Genomic DNA, 17,780 nt, shown 5'->3' with positions numbered 1-17,780 from the left:
GCGGCGTCCGCGGCTCTTGTGCCGCCTGGCCTCCTGTCGCACGAAACCTACCCGTAACGTAAGGTCGCGCCGGCGCGCGGGGCCAACGTGCTAAGGTAGCCCCTACTGATAGAGGCGCGGGTGCGAGGACGCGTGGGCGAGCCGGCAGGCGCGGACCCCATGCGGAGGCAAACTCGCCGAACTCGGGCGCCGGGCGCGGCGAACCGGGTGGGCCTGCGGGGGATACCTGCGGGACTGTCTGCAGTGGGCGGATGATGCGTTCGTGCCGCGCGAAGCCTTGCCGGCACACCCGCATGCTCCGCCTGCCTATCCCTGCAGGAGCGCTATCGATGGGAGCTACATGAGCGCACCGCACGATGTTTTGCCCGGTCAGGCCGCGGGGGGCAAGGATTGCCCGGCGGAGGTTCGCTCCACGGAAGACGTGGACCGGCTGCCCAACCATGGCTATGACCTCAAGACCCCGTTTGCCACAAAGCCGCAGCTCGAAGATCTTGCCAAGCAATTCCCCACGCCGTTTCATCTCTACGACGAGGCGGGCATCCGTGCCAATGCGCGCGCTGTCCGCGAGGCCTTTGCCTGGAATCCCGGCTACCGCGAGTACTTTGCCGTCAAGGCCACGCCCAACCCCTTCATCCTCGACATCCTGCGCGAGGAGGGCTGCGGCACGGACTGCGCCAGCGCCTGCGAGCTGATGCTTGCGGACGCCGTGGGCGTCTCCGGCCACCACATCATGTTCTCGAGCAACGACACTCCCGCCGAGGACTTCGTGCTGGCGGACAAGCTCGGCGCCATCGTCAACTTCGATGACATCAGCCACATCGATTTCTACGAGAAGGCCACGGGGCACATTCCCGAGACTGTCAGCTGCCGCTTCAACCCGGGCGGCTTGTTCCGGCTCTCCAACGGCATCATGGACAACCCGGGAGACTCCAAGTACGGCATGACGGAGGAGCAGCTTTTCGAGGCGTACCGGAAGCTTGCGGCGCGCGGCGCCCGCAGCTTTGGCATCCACGCCTTCTTGGCGAGCAACACCGTTACCAATGGGTACTACCCCAAGCTCGCGGGCATTCTCTTTGAGCTGGTGACGCGTTTGCAGGCCGAACTCGATGCAACGGGTACCGGTGCCCGCGTGCGCTTCGTGAACTTGTCCGGTGGCGTGGGCATCCCGTACCTGCCGGGCCAGACGGCCAACGACATCCACGTTATCGGCGAGGGTGTGCGCCGCGAGTACGAGCGCACCCTCGTGCCCGCGGGCATGGGCGACGTGGCCATCTACACCGAGATGGGCCGCTTCATGCTGGGGCCTTACGGTTGCCTGGTCACGAAGGCCATCCACCACAAGCACATCTATAAGGAGTACGTGGGGGTGGACGCGAGCGCGGTGAACCTGATGCGCCCTGCCATGTACGGCGCCTACCACCATGTCTCCGTGGTGGGTCAGCCGGGTGGCCCGGACAAGACGCGTGCCGCGGCAGACCACGTGTACGACGTTGTGGGGTCGCTCTGCGAGAACAACGACAAGTTCGCCATCGACCGGCACCTGCCCGAAGTGGAGGAGGGCGACTTGCTCGTCATCCACGATGCGGGCGCCCACGGCTTCTCGATGGGCTACAACTACAACGGCCGGCTCAAGAGTGCCGAGGTGCTGCTGTGCGAGGACGGCTCCGGCAGGCTCATCCGCCGTGCCGAGGAGCCGCGCGACTACTTCGCCACCTTTGACTGCTTCCCGGTGGGGGAGCGGATCTGTGTCGACTCCGTTCAGGATTACGTTTCGAGGGAAAGGTAAGCGTATGGACGTACGCAAGCTCGAGGGCTCCATCGTCGCCCTCGTCACCCCGTTCAACGAGGATGGGTCCGTCAACTTCGACCAGCTCGAGCGCCTCGTTGAGTTCCACGTGGAGCAGGGCACCGATGCCATCCTCACGCTGGGCACCACCGGCGAGAGCGCCACGATGACCGACGAGGAGGACAACTCCGTCGTGAAGTTCGTGGTGGACCACGTGGCCGGGCGCGTGCCGGTCATTGCGGGCTCCGGTTCCAACTGCACTGCCGTGCAGACGTCCAAGAGCCTGACCTATCAGGAGCTTGGCGCCGACGCACTGCTCATCATCTCGCCCTACTACAACAAGTCCAACGAGGAGGGCATCTACCAGCACCTCAAGCACACGGCTGATGCCACGGACATTCCCTGCATCCTCTACAACATCCCGGGGCGCACGGGCTGCTCTATCAGCGTGCGCAACGTGGAGCGCCTGGCCGAGCACCCCAACGTCATGGGCATCAAGGAGGCCAGCGGTAGCGTGTCCTACGCCGCGAGCATCGCCCAGTATCTTTCCGACGACTTCCGCATGTACTCGGGCGAGGACGCACTGACGGTGCCACTCATGGCGCTTGGCGCGTCCGGCACGATCAGCGTCTGGGCCGACGTGCAGCCGGCCCTCGTTCATGAGATGTGCCGCGCCTACCTAGACGGCGACGTGGCGTGGGCCACGAAGATTCAGGTCGCGGGGCAACCGCTCATCTCGGCTCTGTTTGGCGAGGTCAACCCCATTCCGGTGAAGGAGGCCCTCGCGCAGATGGGCCTCATCGGGGCGAACTACCGCCTGCCGCTGTATCAGATGAGCGAGGGGCCCAAGGCCGTGCTGGTCGAGGCCCTGAAGGAGGCTGGTGTCATTGAGTAGCGCGTGCGAGCAGGGCGTCGCCGCGGGCGGCCAGGCGTCTTCCGGCGCCATCAGGCTCGCCATCATGGGTGAGGGACGCATGGGCACGCTCGTTCGCGCCACCGCCGAGGCCGCCCGCACCGAGGCGGACGAGCCGGCGTTCGAGGTTGTGGCCCAGATCGGCTTTGATCTGAGTGCTGCTGATGACGCCCCCGCAGCCGATGTGCTTGTGGATTTCTCCAATGTGGCAACGCTGCCCGCGGTGGCGGCGTACGTGCGCCGTACGGGTGCCGCCCTCGTCTCGGGCACGACGGGCTACGACGAGGCCCAGATGGCTGAGCTCCGCTCGCTCGCCGAGGTGGCTGCCGTGCTGCACTCGGGCAACTACTCGCTGGGCGTGGCGGCGCTGCGCCATGCCACGGAGCTTGTGGCTCGCGAGCTTCCCGGCTTTGACGTGGAGATCGTCGAGACGCACCACAACCAGAAGGTCGATGCCCCCAGCGGCACGGCGAACCTGCTGCTCGATGCGGTGATCGATGCCGAGGAGGCCGCGGGGCGCGGCGAGTACCACCCGGCGTACGGCCGTCACGGCATGGTGGGGGCTCGCGACCCACGCGAGGTGGGCATGCACTCGCTGCGCGGAGGCACGGTCGCCGGTGTGCACACCGTGTCGTTCTTCGGGCCCGACGAGGAGGTCTCGCTCACGCATCGCGCCACGAGCCGCCAGATCTTCGTCAACGGGGCCCTCGCCGCGGCGCGCAAGATGGCCGGTAAGTCCGCCGGCTGGTACGACTTCGACGCGGTTATGTTCGCGTAGGGGCCGCCGCCTCTGCCCCGGTGGCTTGGCCGACGCCCCTTCCTGCCTATGGTCCGCCGCCGGCTCGCTGAGCTGGGTCGTTGGCTCCGCCGCCGTCCGCTTTGAGTCGGGGAAAAGAGTCGAAGCGGACGGCGGTAGGGTCTGCGACGCCCCCGCTGCCGTCTCCTGTTTGTCAGGAAAATGAGTCAAAGTAGACGGCAACGGTGACTCAATTCGGTATTGAAAGGAATTCGATGGACGCTCAGGAAATCATCAACTTCATTGCCTCTGCCCCCAAGAAGACGCCCGTGAAGGTCTACGTTCGCGAGCGCGAGGGAGTCGAGGTGGACTACGGCGAGGCTCACGTCTTTGGCACACCCGAGGGCCGCGTGGTCTTTGGCGAGTGGGAAGACCTCCGTCCCGTGCTCGTTGCCGCCCAGGCCACGGGCGACATCGAGGACTGCGTGGTCGAGAACGACCGTCGCAACTCCGGCGTGCCCCTGCTCGACCTCAAGGGCGCGCACGCGCGCATCGAGCCCGGCGCCATCATCCGCGATCGCGTTGAGATTGGCGATAACGCCGTCATCATGATGGGTGCCGTCATCAACATCGGCTCGGTGATCGGCGAGGGCACCATGATCGACATGGGCGCCGTGCTGGGCGGCCGTGCCACGGTAGGCAAGCACTGCCACATCGGCGCTGGCACCGTGCTGGCCGGCGTGGTGGAGCCGGCGAGCGCCACGCCCGTCATCATCGAGGACGACGTGCTCATCGGCGCGAACGCTGTGGTGCTCGAGGGCGTGCGCGTGGGCAAGGGCGCTGTGGTGGCCGCTGGCGCAGTGTGCGTCGAGGACGTTCCCGCCGGCGCCGTGGTGGCCGGCGTGCCCGCGAAGGTCATCAAGCAGGCCGACGAGGTCGCCGCGGGCAAGGTCTCCCTCGTCGACGCGCTCAGGAATCTGTAGGCAAGGCCCCTAAGGCAGCCTCACTGTCGGCAGCTCATCGAAGAGAGCCGCTCACATTGCGAGCCCGTCAGCCCAACGGCTGGCGGGCTCGAGTCCATTGTTTATGCGCATAGGTAGCGCGAGAACCCGCCGGCCTGTACATAGCTGATTGGCAGGCCATCACCTTCGTCCCCCAATGCGCTTGGAAGCCATTCGGCCATATACTCCATGCCAGGCTCTTCGGTGTCAAAATGCCCAAGCGTAATGGCACATTTGCGGAAGAAGTCACCATTTGAGTAGCTAGTCCATCCGAGCTTCTGGGCAAGGCCATAGAAGATGCCATCGATATAGCTTCCTCCCGGGCCAACGGGGATGCCGGAATGGATATAGTCGTGGCACCGCCATACGGCAATGCCGCATTCGTCGAGCAAAGCTCGCTTGGCCCGAAAGACTGGATTATCGGCGAGCCACTCCGTCTTGCCACCACGGCACCAGAAGCACGTCTCGTGGCATATGACCAGGTTCGCCCCCTGTTTCGCAGCGGCGCGGATGACTTCTGGCGATGCGTAGATGGTCGTTACGATACCCGTGCACTCCTGATTGATATCCCCGTACAGCACTTGATCGCGCGTTGTGACGGGATTTATCGAGTTTCCCTTCGAGTCTGTGCCCCGGCAGAATGCCTTTATCGAATCAATGAGCTCTCCTCGTGAGTTGTATGAAAAGAAAGTGACTCGCACAACTCGCGAGCTGCATGAAAAGAAACGCGCGGGGCGCGCGACTCGGGGGGTCCCATGAAAAAGAGGGGCGGACCAACGGTCCGCCCCTCTTGCGCGCCCAGCCCAAAGGCCCCCGTGGCGCATTGCTGGTAGATTCCAGCCGTGTGCCGAGGCGCCTCTCCACGTCCCGGCAAATGCCCGGTCGCCTCTCCGCGACTAGGCCTCTTCCCCTAATGGGCCGCCAGCCATCTGGCCGCGTCTACCGGAAGGCCCCAAGTGGGGCGTCTGATGACGAGTACAGTGGCTAGCGGGTGTTGGACGCATCCGGCCTACGCCGGCCGCATCCAACCAGGCGTCGGATCTCCCGGCGCGCGAGGGCAGGGCCCTCAGACGAGGAGCTAGTCCTCGGCAATCTCGGTGATGGCGCCGGCGGGGCAGGCCTCCTGGCAGGAGCCGCAGCCCACGCAGGAATCCTCGTCCTTGACCTCAGCGCTGGAGTCGCCGAGCTCGAGAACGTCGCAGGGGCAGGTGTCGACGCAGACGCCGCAGCTGATGCACTCGTCGGCATCAATAACAGGATGAGCCATGATGATCTCCTTCGTCAGAGTTGCAGACAGTTAGAAAAGTAAGCCTTGGCAACCTTTCTAGCTGCTTCTTTATTGGAGAATACCAACTGTGGCCGGCTTTGCAACACCGGAATTGAATGTAATTTCGACGTCTGTTCGTCGTGATAAATCCCCACATGTTGTAGGGATTTACATCGATTGGACAAGCGTCAATGGCAGCTCCCTGGCTTGAGGGGATTGGACGCAGACATACTAGCTGCGTATGCCGCAGTAGAGGTTCTTCCGGGCCGAGGAGAGCCCGAATGGAGCAGGGGCATTGCGCGCAAACCGTCGTACGGGGCACGTGGGAATGCCGGATGGTGGCTATGCCAATCTGCGCCAGGCGCTTGTGTGCTGCCGGTGTTTTGGACGCTATGCCAAGCGTATGTGGGGTGTTGTGCCGCGCGCCGAGCCTCACCTATATTGTGTGAACCAAAAAATCTATCTCAATCCCACTTAGATTATGTATAAGTTGGGCGCGCAGAGGATATATAGTGAGCAGTAACAAACGCGCCCGCGTAAGCGGGTAGGCCGGTCGCCGCCGTACGGCGGTTCCGGCCGGCCAGACGCCGCGGCGCGACAGACCGTCGCCGCGCAGACAAGAAAGGAACGTGCCAATTATGAGCAAGATTCTCGGCATCGACCTCGGTACTACTAACTCCGCCATGGCGGTCCTCGAGGGCGGTCAGCCCACCATCATCGTGAACGCCGAGGGCGACCGCACCACCCCGTCCGTCGTGGGCTTTCGTTCCGACGGCGACCGCATCGTTGGTAAGGCCGCCAAGAACCAGGCCGTGACCAACCCGCAGAACACCGTGTTCTCCATCAAGCGCTTCATGGGCCGCAAGTACAGCGAGGTCGCCTCTGAGCTCAAGACCGTGCCGTACAAGGTCAAGGAGGGCCAGGGCGGCCGTGCCGTCGTCGAGATTAACGGCGAGGACTACACGCCCGAGCAGGTCAGCGCCATGATTCTGTCCAAGATGAAGGCCGACGCGGAGAAGTACCTCGGCGAGACCGTCACGGACGCCGTCATCACCGTCCCTGCCTACTTCAATGACGCCCAGCGTCAGGCCACCAAGGACGCCGGCAAGATCGCGGGCCTCAACGTCAAGCGTATCGTCAACGAGCCCACGGCCGCCGCGCTTGCCTACGGCCTGGACAAGAAGGACATCGACCAGAAGGTCCTCGTGTTCGACCTGGGCGGCGGCACCTTTGACGTCTCGCTGCTCGACCTCGCCGACGGCGTGGTTGAGGTTCTCGCCACCAACGGCGACAACCACCTGGGCGGCGATGACTGGGACCAGCGCGTCATCGACTGGATGGCTGACAAGTTCCAGCAGGAGAACAACATCGACCTGCGCAAGGACCCCATGGCCCTGCAGCGCCTGAAGGAGGCCGCCGAGAACGCCAAGAAGGAGCTCTCGAGCGCCCAGCAGGCCCAGATTAACCTGCCGTTCATCACGGCTGACGCCACGGGCCCGAAGCACCTCAACTACACGCTGACTCGCGCCGAGTTCGAGAAGATCACCCGTGACCTGCTCGATCGCTGCAAGGCTCCTGTCACCAAGGCCCTGCACGACGCCAACCTTCAGCTCTCCGAGGTCAACGAGGTCATCCTCGTCGGTGGTTCCAGCCGTATGCCGGCTGTCCAGGAGCTCGTCAAGCAGATGACCGGCAAGCAGCCGAACATGTCCGTGAACCCGGACGAGGTCGTTGCTGACGGCGCTGCCGTCCAGGGCGGCGTGCTCACCGGCGACGTCTCCGGCATCCTGCTGCTCGATGTCACGCCGCTGTCCCTGGGCGTTGAGACCATGGGCGGCGTCATGACCAAGATGATTGACCGCAACACCACGATTCCGACCTCCAAGACCGAAGTCTACTCCACGGCCGCCGACAACCAAACGTCCGTCGAGATCAACGTCCTGCAGGGCGAGCGTGAGATGGCCGCGGACAACAAGTCCCTCGGTAAGTTCCAGCTCACCGGCATCCCCGCGGCCCGTCGTGGCGTGCCTCAGATTGAGGTTACGTTTGACATCGACGCCAACGGCATCGTGAAGGTCACGGCCAAGGACAAGGGCACCGGCAAGGAGCAGCAGATTACCATCTCGGGCTCCACGGCGCTTTCTGACGACGAGGTCGACCGCATGGTGAAGGACGCCGAGTCCCACGCCGAGGAGGACAAGAAGCGCAAGGACGAGATTGAGGTCCGCAACCAGACCGACTCCCTTGCCTACAGCACCGAGCAGACCGTGAAGGAGCTTGGCGACAAGGTCCCGGCTGACATGAAGAAGCAGGCCGAGGACGCGGTTGCCGAGGCCAAGAAGGCCCTCGACGGCCACGACGTGGACGCCATCAAGGCCGCCGGCGACAAGCTGCAGGAGGTCGGCCACAAGCTTGCCGAGGTCGTCTACTCCAGCACGCAGGCTGACGCCGCCTCTGGCAACGCCGGCGCCGCTGGTGCCCAGGACGCCGGCCAGGATGACGTGGTCGACGCCGACTACGAGGTCGTGGACGACGACAAGGACAACAAGTAACGAGGGGTGAGCGGTATGGCTCGCTCTGACGAGAACGAGAAGCGCGCGGGGGCGGCTGCCCCCGCCGAGGAGCGCGAGGGAGGCGACGTGAAGGTAGACATCGAGGTCGAGGGCGAGGAGCCCAAGAAGGACGAGGCCGCGGAGGCCCAGGCGTCCAAGGACGCCGTGCCTGCGGAGGGCGAGGTCATGGACGAGGACGCCATGGTCGAGGCGGCCAAGCGTGCGGGCGACGCCGCCGCCAGCTCAGACTTCAAGTCCGAGGCGGATTCGCTGCGCGCCGAGCGCGACGAGCTGAACAAGAAGCTCGCCGGCGTGGCCGATGACATCGCCGCGGCCAAGGCCGAGGCAGCTGCCTCCGCCGACCGCCTCTCCCGACTCCAGGCAGATTGGGAGAACTATCGTCGCCGCACCGAGCGCGAGCGCGTCGTTGAGCACGAGCGCGCGTGCGAGGGCCTGGTGAAGGACCTGCTTCCTGCCATTGATGATCTGGAGCGCGCCATCGCGCACGCCCAGACCGCGGCGGAGGGCGACGAGGTTGCCAAGCAGCTCGTGGACGGCGTTTCCGCCGTGCACGCCAAGGTGGTCTCCGTGCTCGAGAAGCAGGGCGTGGAGGTCATCGACCCGGCGGGCGAAGCCTTCAACCCGATGGACCACCAGGCGGTAGGCCGCGTCGAAAACCCGGACGTCTACGACGAGACGGTGGCCGACGTGTACCAGAAGGGCTATCGCCTGGGCGGCAAGGTCGTTCGTCCGGCGATGGTGACCGTCTCCTACGGCGGCGCCAAGCGTCCGGCCGAGCCGGAGGGTGAGGCCCCGGGCGACGGCAAGGCTGCCGAGAGCAAGTAAGTCCGGCGCGCGTCAGGGCCTCAGCCCGGGCGCGCGCTTTGTCTTGAGCACGGTGCGCTCCGCATCGTGCCCGTTGTATGGCGCGGCGATGGTTGCCGCGCCCGAGTATCCCGATTGAAAGGGGGTGCCTTCGCCATGGCACAGAAGAACTTCTACGACGTGTTGGGCGTCAAGAAAGACGCCTCTACGGATGACATCCGCAAGGCGTTCCGCAAGCTCGCGGTGAAGTATCACCCCGACAGGGGCGGAGACGAGCAGAAGTTCAAGGAGGTCAGCGAGGCCTACGAGACTCTCTCCGACGAGAAGAAGCGTCGCGAATACGACCAGATGCTGCAGTTTGGTGGCATTCCCGGAGCGGGCTTTGGCGGCAACGGCGGCTACACCACCTACACCACCAACGTGGGCGGCGACTGGTCTGACGTCTTCAACAACATCCGCAACGGCGATGGCGCGTTTGGCGGCGGCTTCGACTTCTCGTCCATCTTTGGCGGGATGGGTGCCCAGCAGGCGCGCAGACCCCAGCGTGGCGGTGACCTGACGCTCTCCATCGACCTGACGTTTGACGAGGCCTTCAAGGGCACTACCCGCGAAGTCTCCTTCATGGTGCCCTCCAGCGGCGAGCGCCAGAGCCTCACCGTGAAGGTGCCCTCCGGTGCCTATGACGGCATGAAGCTCCGCTACCGCAACCATGGCGAGCACGGCGCCAACGGCGGCCCGCGCGGCGACCTCGTGATCACCACGAACGTGGCCGACCACCCGCTGTTCAAGCGCGATGGCGCGGACGTGCGTATGGACCTGCCCATGAGCGTGTGGGAGCTGGCCCTGGGCGCGAGCACCTATGTGCCCACGCCGGATGGCCGCACCGTGCTGCTCAAGGTTCCCGCGGGCACGCAGGACGGCAAGACGTTCCGCTTCCGCGAGATGGGAGCGCCCAACGTCAAGCGCAAGGGCTCGCGTGGCGCGATGCTCGTGACCGTGCGTGCCAAGGTGCCCACGCGCCTCACCCAGAAGGAACGCGAGGCGCTCACGGCCCTGCGCGACGCGGACGAGCGCGACTACCGCAAGGACGTCGAGCAGTACATGAACACGAAGGCCTAGGGAGACGGCTATGGCGCACAAGGACGACGAGGGCCGCAACAAGCCCCTCTACATGATTAGCGTCGCTGCCGAGCTCACCGGCATGCATCCGCAGACCCTGCGCGTCTACGAGCAGAAGGGCCTCGTGAACCCGGGGCGCAGCCGTGGCAACACGCGCCTGTACTCGCAGGCGGACATCGACCGGCTGGGGCTCATCGGCCGGCTCACGGACGAGGGCATCAACCTCGCTGGCGTGGTGCGCATCCTCGACATGCGCGAGCACGAGGAGGAGATGGAGCGCGAGATTGACGAGCTTCGCGACCGTGTGCGCGAGCTGGAGGAGCAGGTGCGCGAGTATCGCACCCGCGAGCGCATCACGGCGCTGGCGAAGTACGAGGGCGCGACGCCCGATACAGTGATGCGCGGCCTGCTCAACGGCGACGTGGAGAAGTAGCCACGGGCCTGCTGGCGGGTGGCGCGGCATCGCTCGTCCGTGGGGTGCCGCTACGTCCGTAGGGAGTCGCCACGTCCGTGGGGTGCCCCCGCACGGGTATCTGATGTCACATGAGTCGGCCGGCACGGGGCTAGCGTCCCGGGCCGGCCGATTTCTTTCGGCGGATGGTCGCGTGCTGTCACGTGACGCAACGAGGTGCTGCCATGACGCACGATCCTAGAAGCTAATACAGGCCCGAATAGCCAAAGCGCGACTTCGCGTCGGTTGCGTCTCATGCGGCTTGGAGATCATCTCCCCAGGCTTGCGGGTAAATTCGGCGACGGGCGTCATGGCGGGCAGGGAATCTCCCCTCAGTGCATGCTTTCCCTGAAGATCACTATGGCACCTAATTTACTGGCAATCTGATGCTCTTCAGTCTAGCCCTGCATGTAAAGTATGAGAAAATCTATCTTATACAGACTTAGATTTGCGTATGGATTCGCTGCGTACGGGGTACAAGCACTATCGATAAATAGAGTAGCCCGTACGGCGTGACAAAAAGACGGGGATTCTGGCACGTTCGCTTTCCGCTGAGCTTTCGCGGATGACGGCCAGATGGGACGCCGAGTCGCACGCACGGGCTCGCAACACCCAGAGAGGGTGATTCCATGAACCTCAACAAGATGGCCGTCACGGCCCAGGAGGCGCTGCAGAGCGCCATCGGCATCGCGACCGACGCCCAGGCTGGCTCCGTAGAGCCGGTGCACCTGCTGAAGGCGCTGCTGGACTCCGGCGAGCGCAACCTGAGCTCGATCATCGAGCGCGTGGGTGCCGACCCCAAGGCCATTGCGTCCGAGGCAGATGCCCAGATTGCTCGCGAGCCCAAGGTGTCTGGCTCTGGCCAGCAGGTGGGCCTCGCCAATGACTTCGTCAAGGTCATCGACGCGGCAGAGAAGCTCGCCGGCAAGATGCAGGACTCCTACGTTACGAGCGAGCACTTGCTGTGCGCCCTCGCGGACGACCGTTCGGACGCCGGCCGCATCCTCAAGGGCGCGGGCGTCACGGCCAAGCGCGTCCAGGAGGCCTACAAGGAGCTCCGCGGAGACGAGCGCGTTACCAGCCAGGATTCCAAGCCTGAGTTCGAGGCGCTGCAGCGCTACGGCCGCAACGTCACGGATCTCGCGCGCCAGGGCAAGCTCGACCCGGTTATCGGCCGTGTTGAGGAGATTCGCCGCACCATTCAGGTGCTGAGCCGTCGCACCAAGAACAACCCTGTGCTCATCGGCGAGCCGGGCGTGGGCAAGACCGCTATCGTGGAGGGCCTGGCCGAGCGTATCGTGGCCGGCGACGTGCCTTCAACGTTGAAGGACAAGGAGCTCGTCGAGCTTGACATGAGCTCGCTCGTGGCCGGCGCCAAGTACCGTGGCGAGTTTGAGGACCGTCTCAAGAGCGTGCTCAAAGAGGTCGAGAAGTCCAACGGCCGCATCATCTTGTTCATCGACGAGCTTCACACCATCGTGGGCGCTGGTGCCACCGAGGGCTCCATGGACGCCGGCAACATCCTGAAGCCGGCCCTCGCCCGCGGCGAGCTGCATGCCATTGGTGCCACCACGCTCGACGAGTACCGCAAGTACATCGAGAAGGATGCCGCGCTGGCCCGTCGTTTCCAGACGGTGCTGGTCTCCGAGCCCTCCGTTGAGGACACGATTTCCATCCTTCGTGGCCTCAAGGAGAAGTATGAGGAGCATCATGGCGTGCGCATCGCTGATGCCGCACTGGTCTCGGCCGCAGACCTCTCCAACCGCTACATCGCCGACCGCTTCCTGCCCGACAAGGCCATCGACCTGGTGGACGAAGCGGCAAGTCGCCTGCGCATGGAGCTCGACAGCATGCCGAGCGACATCGACGCGGTGAACCGTCAGCTCACGCAGATGCAGATCGAGGAACAGGCGCTTAAGAAGGAGGACGACCAGGCCTCCAGTGAGCGCCTCGAGACCCTGCGCAAGAAGATTGCCACCACGCAGGAGAAGCTCGACGGTATGAAGGCCAAGTGGCAGAACGAGAAGCATGCCATCGACCAGGTTCAGGATCTCAAGAAGCAGGTCGCTGACGCCAAGGGCGAGGAGGAGCGCGCCACGCGTGCCGGCGACCTTGCCCGTGCCTCCGAGCTGCGCTACTCCACGATTCCGACCCTGCAGAGGCAGTACGAGCAGGCTGAAGCCGCCCTCAACGCCAAGCAGGAGGATTCTGGCCTGCTCAAGGAGGAAGTCACCAGCGAGGACATTGCCGAGGTCGTGAGCAACTGGACCGGCGTGCCCGTCTCCAAGATGATGCAGGGTGAGATTGAGAAGCTCCAGCACCTAGAGGAGGAGCTGCACAAGCGCGTCGTGGGCCAGAACGAGGCCGTGAACGCCGTGGCCGCCGCCGTGCGCCGCAGCCGCGCCGGCCTCTCGGACCCCAATCGCCCCATCGGCAGCTTCTTCTTCCTTGGCCCCACCGGCGTGGGTAAGACCGAGCTCGCCAAGGCGCTTGCGGACTACCTGTTCGATGACGAGCGTGCCCTGGTGCGTATCGACATGTCCGAGTACATGGAGAAGTTCTCGGTCCAGCGCCTCATCGGTGCGCCTCCTGGATACGTGGGCTACGACGAAGGCGGCCAGCTCACCGAGGCCGTGCGTCGTCGTCCGTACAGCGTCATTCTCATGGACGAGATGGAGAAGGCTCACCCAGATGTCTTCAACATCCTGCTCCAGGTGCTCGATGATGGCCGCCTGACGGACGGCCAGGGCCGCGTGGTCAGCTTCAAGAACACGATCATCATCATGACCTCCAACGTGGGCTCCCAGGTGATTGCGAACGCGGAGCAGAAGGGCGAGAGCAAGGAGGAGATGCACGGGCAGGTCAACGATGCCCTGCGCGCCACCTTCAAGCCGGAGTTCCTCAACCGTATCGACGACATCGTGGTGTTTCACCCGCTGGGACTCGACGACATCGAGAAGATCGTGGACATCCAGCTCAAGGGCGTGCGCGAGCGTTTGGCAAAGGAGCGCATCACGCTCGAGCTCACGCCGGCGGCCATCCAGGCGCTGGCACTCGACGGCCTCGACCCGGTCTATGGCGCGCGTCCGCTCAAGCGCCTGATCCAGCGCCAGGTTGTGGACAACGTGGCGAACCTGATCATCGCGGGCAAGCTGCACGAGAACGATGTGGTGCGCGTGGACGTGCGCGGCGATAACGAGTTCTTTGCCGAGCGAGACGCCGAGACGAGCGCCAAGAACGCAGCCAAGGCGCAGGGGGTTGGCGAGGATGATGGCGAGCCGGTCGAGCCGGACGCCGTGGAGTAGCCGGTCTGGCAGCGGGGCCTCGAGCGCGCCAGGCTGAGCCTGCGGCCCGGGCGTGACGTTCGGGCTGCGGGCGGCGCGTGGGGTCGTGGCGAGACCTCGCGGGCGCCGAGCCAAGCCGGCCGCGGCCTGGTTCGAAGCCCAGGCCCCGCGTGCGGCTCAATCCGCCGTTGCGGTACCCTATCGCATAACGGGACGGGCCCGGGGCTCTGTGCCTCGGGCCCGTTTATTTGTCTGCAAGTGAGGGCGGCTGCCGGGCGCGGGGCGCCGTGAGGCCTGGGGGACGGTCATGGACGAGCGCGAGATTCAGAAGACGGTGCTTGCCCCCGGCGGCGGTAAGCCGGCGGAGGAGCGGGGCTCTGGCGAGGCTGGCTCACGCGAGGCCGCCAAGGGCCCGAGCGGCACGCTTCCTATGCCCAAGCCCGGCATGCGTCCGGATGAGGCCACGCACAAGCTCGACGCCGCCCCCGGAACTGTGGCGATGATGGGGAGCGATGCGAGCGCTGGGCCTGCCTCCGAAGCCGGGGCTGCCGTTGGTACCGCGGAGGATTCCGATTCTGCGCCCGCGGCCGTGCCCGCGGCTGCCTCCGAGACCGAGGACAAGCTCGACGCCGCTCCCGGTGCCGAGGCGGGCGTCAGGCCCGTGTCGGAGGCGACCTCCGAGGCCGCCGGTCTCTCGAGCATGCCGCCCGAGTACGAGGTTCCCGGTCTTAGGGGCACCACCTCGCGCGATGCCTTTGCAGCTCCGGACGCCCCCGGAAGGGCGGCTCGCCGTCGAATCCTCACGCCCCATCGCATCGTTTGCGCGGCGCTTGCTCTGGCCCTGCTCGCCGTCATCCTCGTGGGAACGTATACCGCAGAGCTTTGGGGCGGCAAGACCGTCCCCAACGTCGACGGGCTCACCGCTGCCGAGGCGCAGCGGCGCCTGGAGGGCGCGGGCTTTTCCGTCGAGCGTACCGACGAGCCGGCGGATGAGGGTGTCGGTACCGTGCTTGCCACCGAGCCCGACCATGGCGTGCGCGTCGATGTGGGGTCGATGGTCAAGATGAGCGTGGGCGTTCCGCGCATCGTGCCAGACGTTGTGGGCAAGAGCGCGGACGACGCCAAGAAGGCCCTGGCAGATGCCGGTGTCTCGAACATCAGAATCGAGCACAAGAACTCCGACGAGGCAGAGGGCGCGGTTCTTTCGGTCTCGCCGTCCAGGGGAACCGTCGTGTCCGAGGACGATGAGGTGACCTTGCGGGTTGCCCAGGCCTACAGCGTTCCGGATGTGGTGGGACTCTCCCAGGACGAGGCCACCAAGAAGATTGCGGAGGCAGGCCTCGAGTCCAAGATTGAGTGGCAGGAGTCTGAGGGAGACGCGCTGAGTGTGCTCTCCACCTCGCCTGCTTCGGGCGAGAGGGTGGGCTCTGGGGCGACGGTGACCGTGACGGTCGTGGCGCCTGGCGCTCGCAATGAAACCTACCTGGCCGACTACCTTGGCGATAACCCGCGGGACGTCTCCTCCTACCTCTCCTGGAAGGGTTGGACGTTCCGCTACGGCAAGACGGTGAAGGGGCAGGGCGACTTCTCCGGCACCGATTGCGCCGAGACGGGCTGGACCAAGCCTGGCGTGGGCACGCTCATCGTGACGCCCACGCCCGAGTCGTCGAAGCACGGGAGCTTCCTGGGAGAGCTGCTCACAAGCGACGTGCTCGCGGATGGCGCCTCGGTGGGCGGCATCCGATTTGAGCCGGAGGAGTCTGGCGACAACGCGAACCCCACGGTGGACTCCGCCACCGTGAACTCTTGGGCCTCGCGTTGCGGGTTGAGCGGCATCCAAGCGGCGCTCTCGGCAGACCAGATTGCCCGGGAGACGGTAACTTCGTCTGGCAATGTGCCCGATATGCTCGTGGGATATGGCGAGATGGACGATGCCGTCTGGTCTGTTTCCGTCGAGAAGGGCAAGGGCGTGACGGTGGTTGTGGCGCCAAAGAGCCTGTATTCCGGCGTTGACCTTTTGGGCTACGATAACTCGTTGGGGCTGTATCTGGCGTGGCACGCGGCGTTTGGCAAGTAGGGGGGGCAAGCATGGAGAGCAAGGCGATAAGGTCGGGCGCTGGCGGTCGTGAGGGCTCGCAAGCGGCTGCCGAGGCCGGCGGTGGATATCGGGACGCGCGGGTGGGCGCAAAGGCCGTGGAAGAGCGTCTGGATGCGCAGGTGGTGGAGAAGGCAATGGAAACGCGCCGGGATGCGCAGGAAGCTGCCAAGACCGCGGAGGAACGGCTGGCAGAGCTCATCGGCCACAAGCAAGCCGAGCTTGCGGCAAAGATAGCTAAGCCCAAGGACCCATTCGTGAGGGCCGAGAGCGAGGACGACGACGGGTACGATCCATACTCCGACCGCCGCCCGCAGGCGGAGCCCCTCTTCGAGCGAGACCCCTGGAGCTAGCACAGGCGCAGCGAGCCAGCCCGCCATCCGTGAGTCGGCCCGCCGCCCAGTTTTGAGTCAGCCTGCCGTCTACTTTGACTCATTTTTCAAACAGAATCGGCATGAGCCGGCCTGCCATTCCGAGTCAGTCCGCCACCCGATTGGCTTCCCAAGTGGGTCAAATCGGGCGGCGGGCTGATTGGTTTGTCTGCGTCGCGAGGGTTGGCGCCGTAAATTCGTCTATTGGGGCCTAGTGCTGCAGGAACACCACGATGAAGATGATGATGGCAACCGCGGCGACGGCAACGCCTACGGCAATCATCTGCTTGCGGTGGATACGGTCATGCGAGCTGAAGATCTCGCGGCTGCCCTTGGGTACGGAGAGGTACTGGCCGTAGCGAAGCGTCTTCTTGGCGCGCTTCATGTCTGAGCGAGAGCGGCGATACGTATGGCTGTGACCGCCGACGGGGCCGCGCTTGGAGAAGGTGTACGAGGACTCGTAGGAGAAGTCCTGCTGAATTGCATCGTCTGCCTGCACGTCATTGACGGGCGGCTGGGTGTGATGCGGCCTGCGCTGGCGCACGAAGGGCTGGTCGCCCTCGGGCCTTGCCTGCGGGCGAGGGGCGTCGCCTTGGTCCTCGAACGTGCGGGGCTGCTCCTCAAAGGCGGCGTGGGCCTCGAAAGAGTCCTGCTCCTCTGGCTGCTGGGACGGGGCAGTCTCGTAGTCTGGCTGTGCGCCGAGCGCCTCTCCCCGTAGTGGGGCGGGGTTCTCCGGAATTGCTCTCGTTTCCCTGTCGTCAGCCATGAGGGCTCCTTGCCAGCACTGGAAAATACCCTGTCACTATACCCTGCTTGCGGCTTGCATGCCTGTAAACAAGCTGCATATGAGGGTTGTGTGCGGAGTGAGGGCTCGAGGTACCCAAGAAAGCCAAAAAATGGGGAGTTGGGCAACTTGGTGCGGGTTGAACTTGGTTTTGGCGCGCGCGGGGTGTTCCCGCTCCCCTCGTCCATCAGGTTGGGCTGAACTTGGTTCTGGCATGCGCGCGGGGTGCTGCGACACCTCTCTCGGGGCGAGCCGCGCGTCGCGACGTCACGGCGCCCCTCGTGCAATGGGCTGCGCGTCGCTTCGCCTCGAGTGCCCCATTGCGTCCAAATGAGCACTGCGACGCCGTGAGAACTCGGGCGCGTTCGACTGCGCGCCGCACATCTGCGCGCGTCTCTTGCCTCCGGGCGTGCGATGCGGCAACTCCCGATTCCGTTGCGGCCCGCCTTACGGCCTTCTCATAATCTAAATAGAATGACTTAGATTATCTTCTTAAATTCGCTAAAGAATCTTGCGTACCCGTGTATAAAGAAGACCCGCTGGGGAACAAACAACAACGACAAAGGGGCGCAGGGTTCACGGGGCGCCCGCAAGCC

General features: G+C 64.9%; 14 protein-coding genes and 1 riboswitch. Of the genes, 11 read left to right on the top strand and 3 right to left on the bottom strand.

The features are described 5' to 3' along the window. Window positions 1-101 precede the first annotated feature (101 nt). Window positions 102-334, top strand: a riboswitch (Lysine riboswitch). Between the two features lie 6 nt (window positions 335-340). From EFAMC2_RS01315 to dapD, 4 genes are all read left to right on the top strand, one after another. Then, a complete protein-coding gene (locus EFAMC2_RS01315) occupies window positions 341-1,786 on the top strand; it encodes a diaminopimelate decarboxylase (RefSeq protein ID WP_154026216.1) in 1,446 nt (481 codons plus the stop codon). A gap of 4 nt (window positions 1,787-1,790) precedes the next feature. Beyond that, window positions 1,791-2,681, top strand: coding sequence for a 4-hydroxy-tetrahydrodipicolinate synthase (gene dapA / locus EFAMC2_RS01310; RefSeq protein ID WP_154026214.1), 891 nt, complete (start codon window positions 1,791-1,793; stop codon window positions 2,679-2,681). Next, a complete protein-coding gene (gene dapB / locus EFAMC2_RS01305) occupies window positions 2,668-3,477 on the top strand; it encodes a 4-hydroxy-tetrahydrodipicolinate reductase (RefSeq protein WP_261979965.1) in 810 nt (269 codons plus the stop codon). Before dapA ends, dapB begins: the two co-directional genes overlap by 14 nt. Before the next feature lie 233 nt (window positions 3,478-3,710). After that, window positions 3,711-4,418 carry a 2,3,4,5-tetrahydropyridine-2,6-dicarboxylate N-acetyltransferase gene (gene dapD, locus EFAMC2_RS01300; protein WP_154026212.1) on the top strand — a complete coding sequence of 236 codons (708 nt, stop codon included), beginning with the start codon at window positions 3,711-3,713 and terminating at the stop codon, window positions 4,416-4,418. A 101-nt stretch (window positions 4,419-4,519) separates the two neighbouring features. On the opposite strand, the gene EFAMC2_RS01295 is transcribed toward dapD, so the two are convergent. Together EFAMC2_RS01295 and EFAMC2_RS01290 are read right to left on the bottom strand one after the other, a co-directional pair. Beyond that, window positions 4,520-5,017 carry a Nif3-like dinuclear metal center hexameric protein gene (locus tag EFAMC2_RS01295; protein WP_222838494.1) on the bottom strand — a complete coding sequence of 166 codons (498 nt, stop codon included), beginning with the start codon at window positions 5,015-5,017 and terminating at the stop codon, window positions 4,520-4,522. 497 nt (window positions 5,018-5,514) lie between these two features. After that, window positions 5,515-5,703: an ATP-binding protein gene (locus tag EFAMC2_RS01290; RefSeq protein ID WP_154026208.1), complete on the bottom strand. Its 189-nt coding sequence runs from the start codon at window positions 5,701-5,703 to the stop codon at window positions 5,515-5,517. A 638-nt stretch (window positions 5,704-6,341) separates the two neighbouring features. Here EFAMC2_RS01290 and dnaK point away from each other — a divergent pair. The 7 genes from dnaK (at window position 6,342) to EFAMC2_RS01255 (ending at window position 16,382) form a co-directional block, all read left to right on the top strand. Further along, window positions 6,342-8,255 (top strand): molecular chaperone DnaK, encoded by a 1,914-nt coding sequence (gene dnaK, locus EFAMC2_RS01285; RefSeq protein ID WP_154026206.1) that lies wholly within the window; start codon window positions 6,342-6,344, stop codon window positions 8,253-8,255. A gap of 15 nt (window positions 8,256-8,270) precedes the next feature. Continuing rightward, complete coding sequence (locus tag EFAMC2_RS01280; protein WP_154026204.1) at window positions 8,271-9,101, top strand: nucleotide exchange factor GrpE; 831 nt, start codon at window positions 8,271-8,273, stop codon at window positions 9,099-9,101. 135 nt (window positions 9,102-9,236) lie between these two features. Beyond that, a complete protein-coding gene (locus EFAMC2_RS01275) occupies window positions 9,237-10,199 on the top strand; it encodes a DnaJ C-terminal domain-containing protein (RefSeq protein WP_154026202.1) in 963 nt (320 codons plus the stop codon). Window positions 10,200-10,209: 10 nt separating this feature from the next. Then, window positions 10,210-10,632 (top strand): heat shock protein transcriptional repressor HspR, encoded by a 423-nt coding sequence (locus EFAMC2_RS01270; protein ID WP_154026200.1) that lies wholly within the window; start codon window positions 10,210-10,212, stop codon window positions 10,630-10,632. 647 nt (window positions 10,633-11,279) lie between these two features. Continuing rightward, on the top strand, window positions 11,280-13,955 hold the full coding sequence (gene clpB, locus EFAMC2_RS01265; protein WP_154026197.1) for an ATP-dependent chaperone ClpB: 2,676 nt from the start codon (window positions 11,280-11,282) through the stop codon (window positions 13,953-13,955). A gap of 286 nt (window positions 13,956-14,241) precedes the next feature. Beyond that, complete coding sequence (locus tag EFAMC2_RS01260) at window positions 14,242-16,011, top strand: PASTA domain-containing protein (protein WP_154026195.1); 1,770 nt, start codon at window positions 14,242-14,244, stop codon at window positions 16,009-16,011. Between the two features lie 11 nt (window positions 16,012-16,022). Beyond that, a complete protein-coding gene (locus tag EFAMC2_RS01255; RefSeq protein WP_154026193.1) occupies window positions 16,023-16,382 on the top strand; it encodes a hypothetical protein in 360 nt (119 codons plus the stop codon). A gap of 229 nt (window positions 16,383-16,611) precedes the next feature. Here the strand turns inward: EFAMC2_RS01255 and EFAMC2_RS01250 are convergent, their stop codons facing one another. After that, entirely contained in the window at window positions 16,612-17,166 is a 555-nt protein-coding gene (locus tag EFAMC2_RS01250; RefSeq protein WP_154026191.1) for a hypothetical protein, read from the bottom strand. Between the last annotated feature and the right edge of the window lie 614 nt (window positions 17,167-17,780).

Source organism: Olsenella uli, assembly GCF_901212655.1.
GTDB lineage: Bacteria > Actinomycetota > Coriobacteriia > Coriobacteriales > Atopobiaceae > Parolsenella > Parolsenella uli_A.
This window is presented reverse-complemented; position numbering and strand designations above follow the sequence as displayed.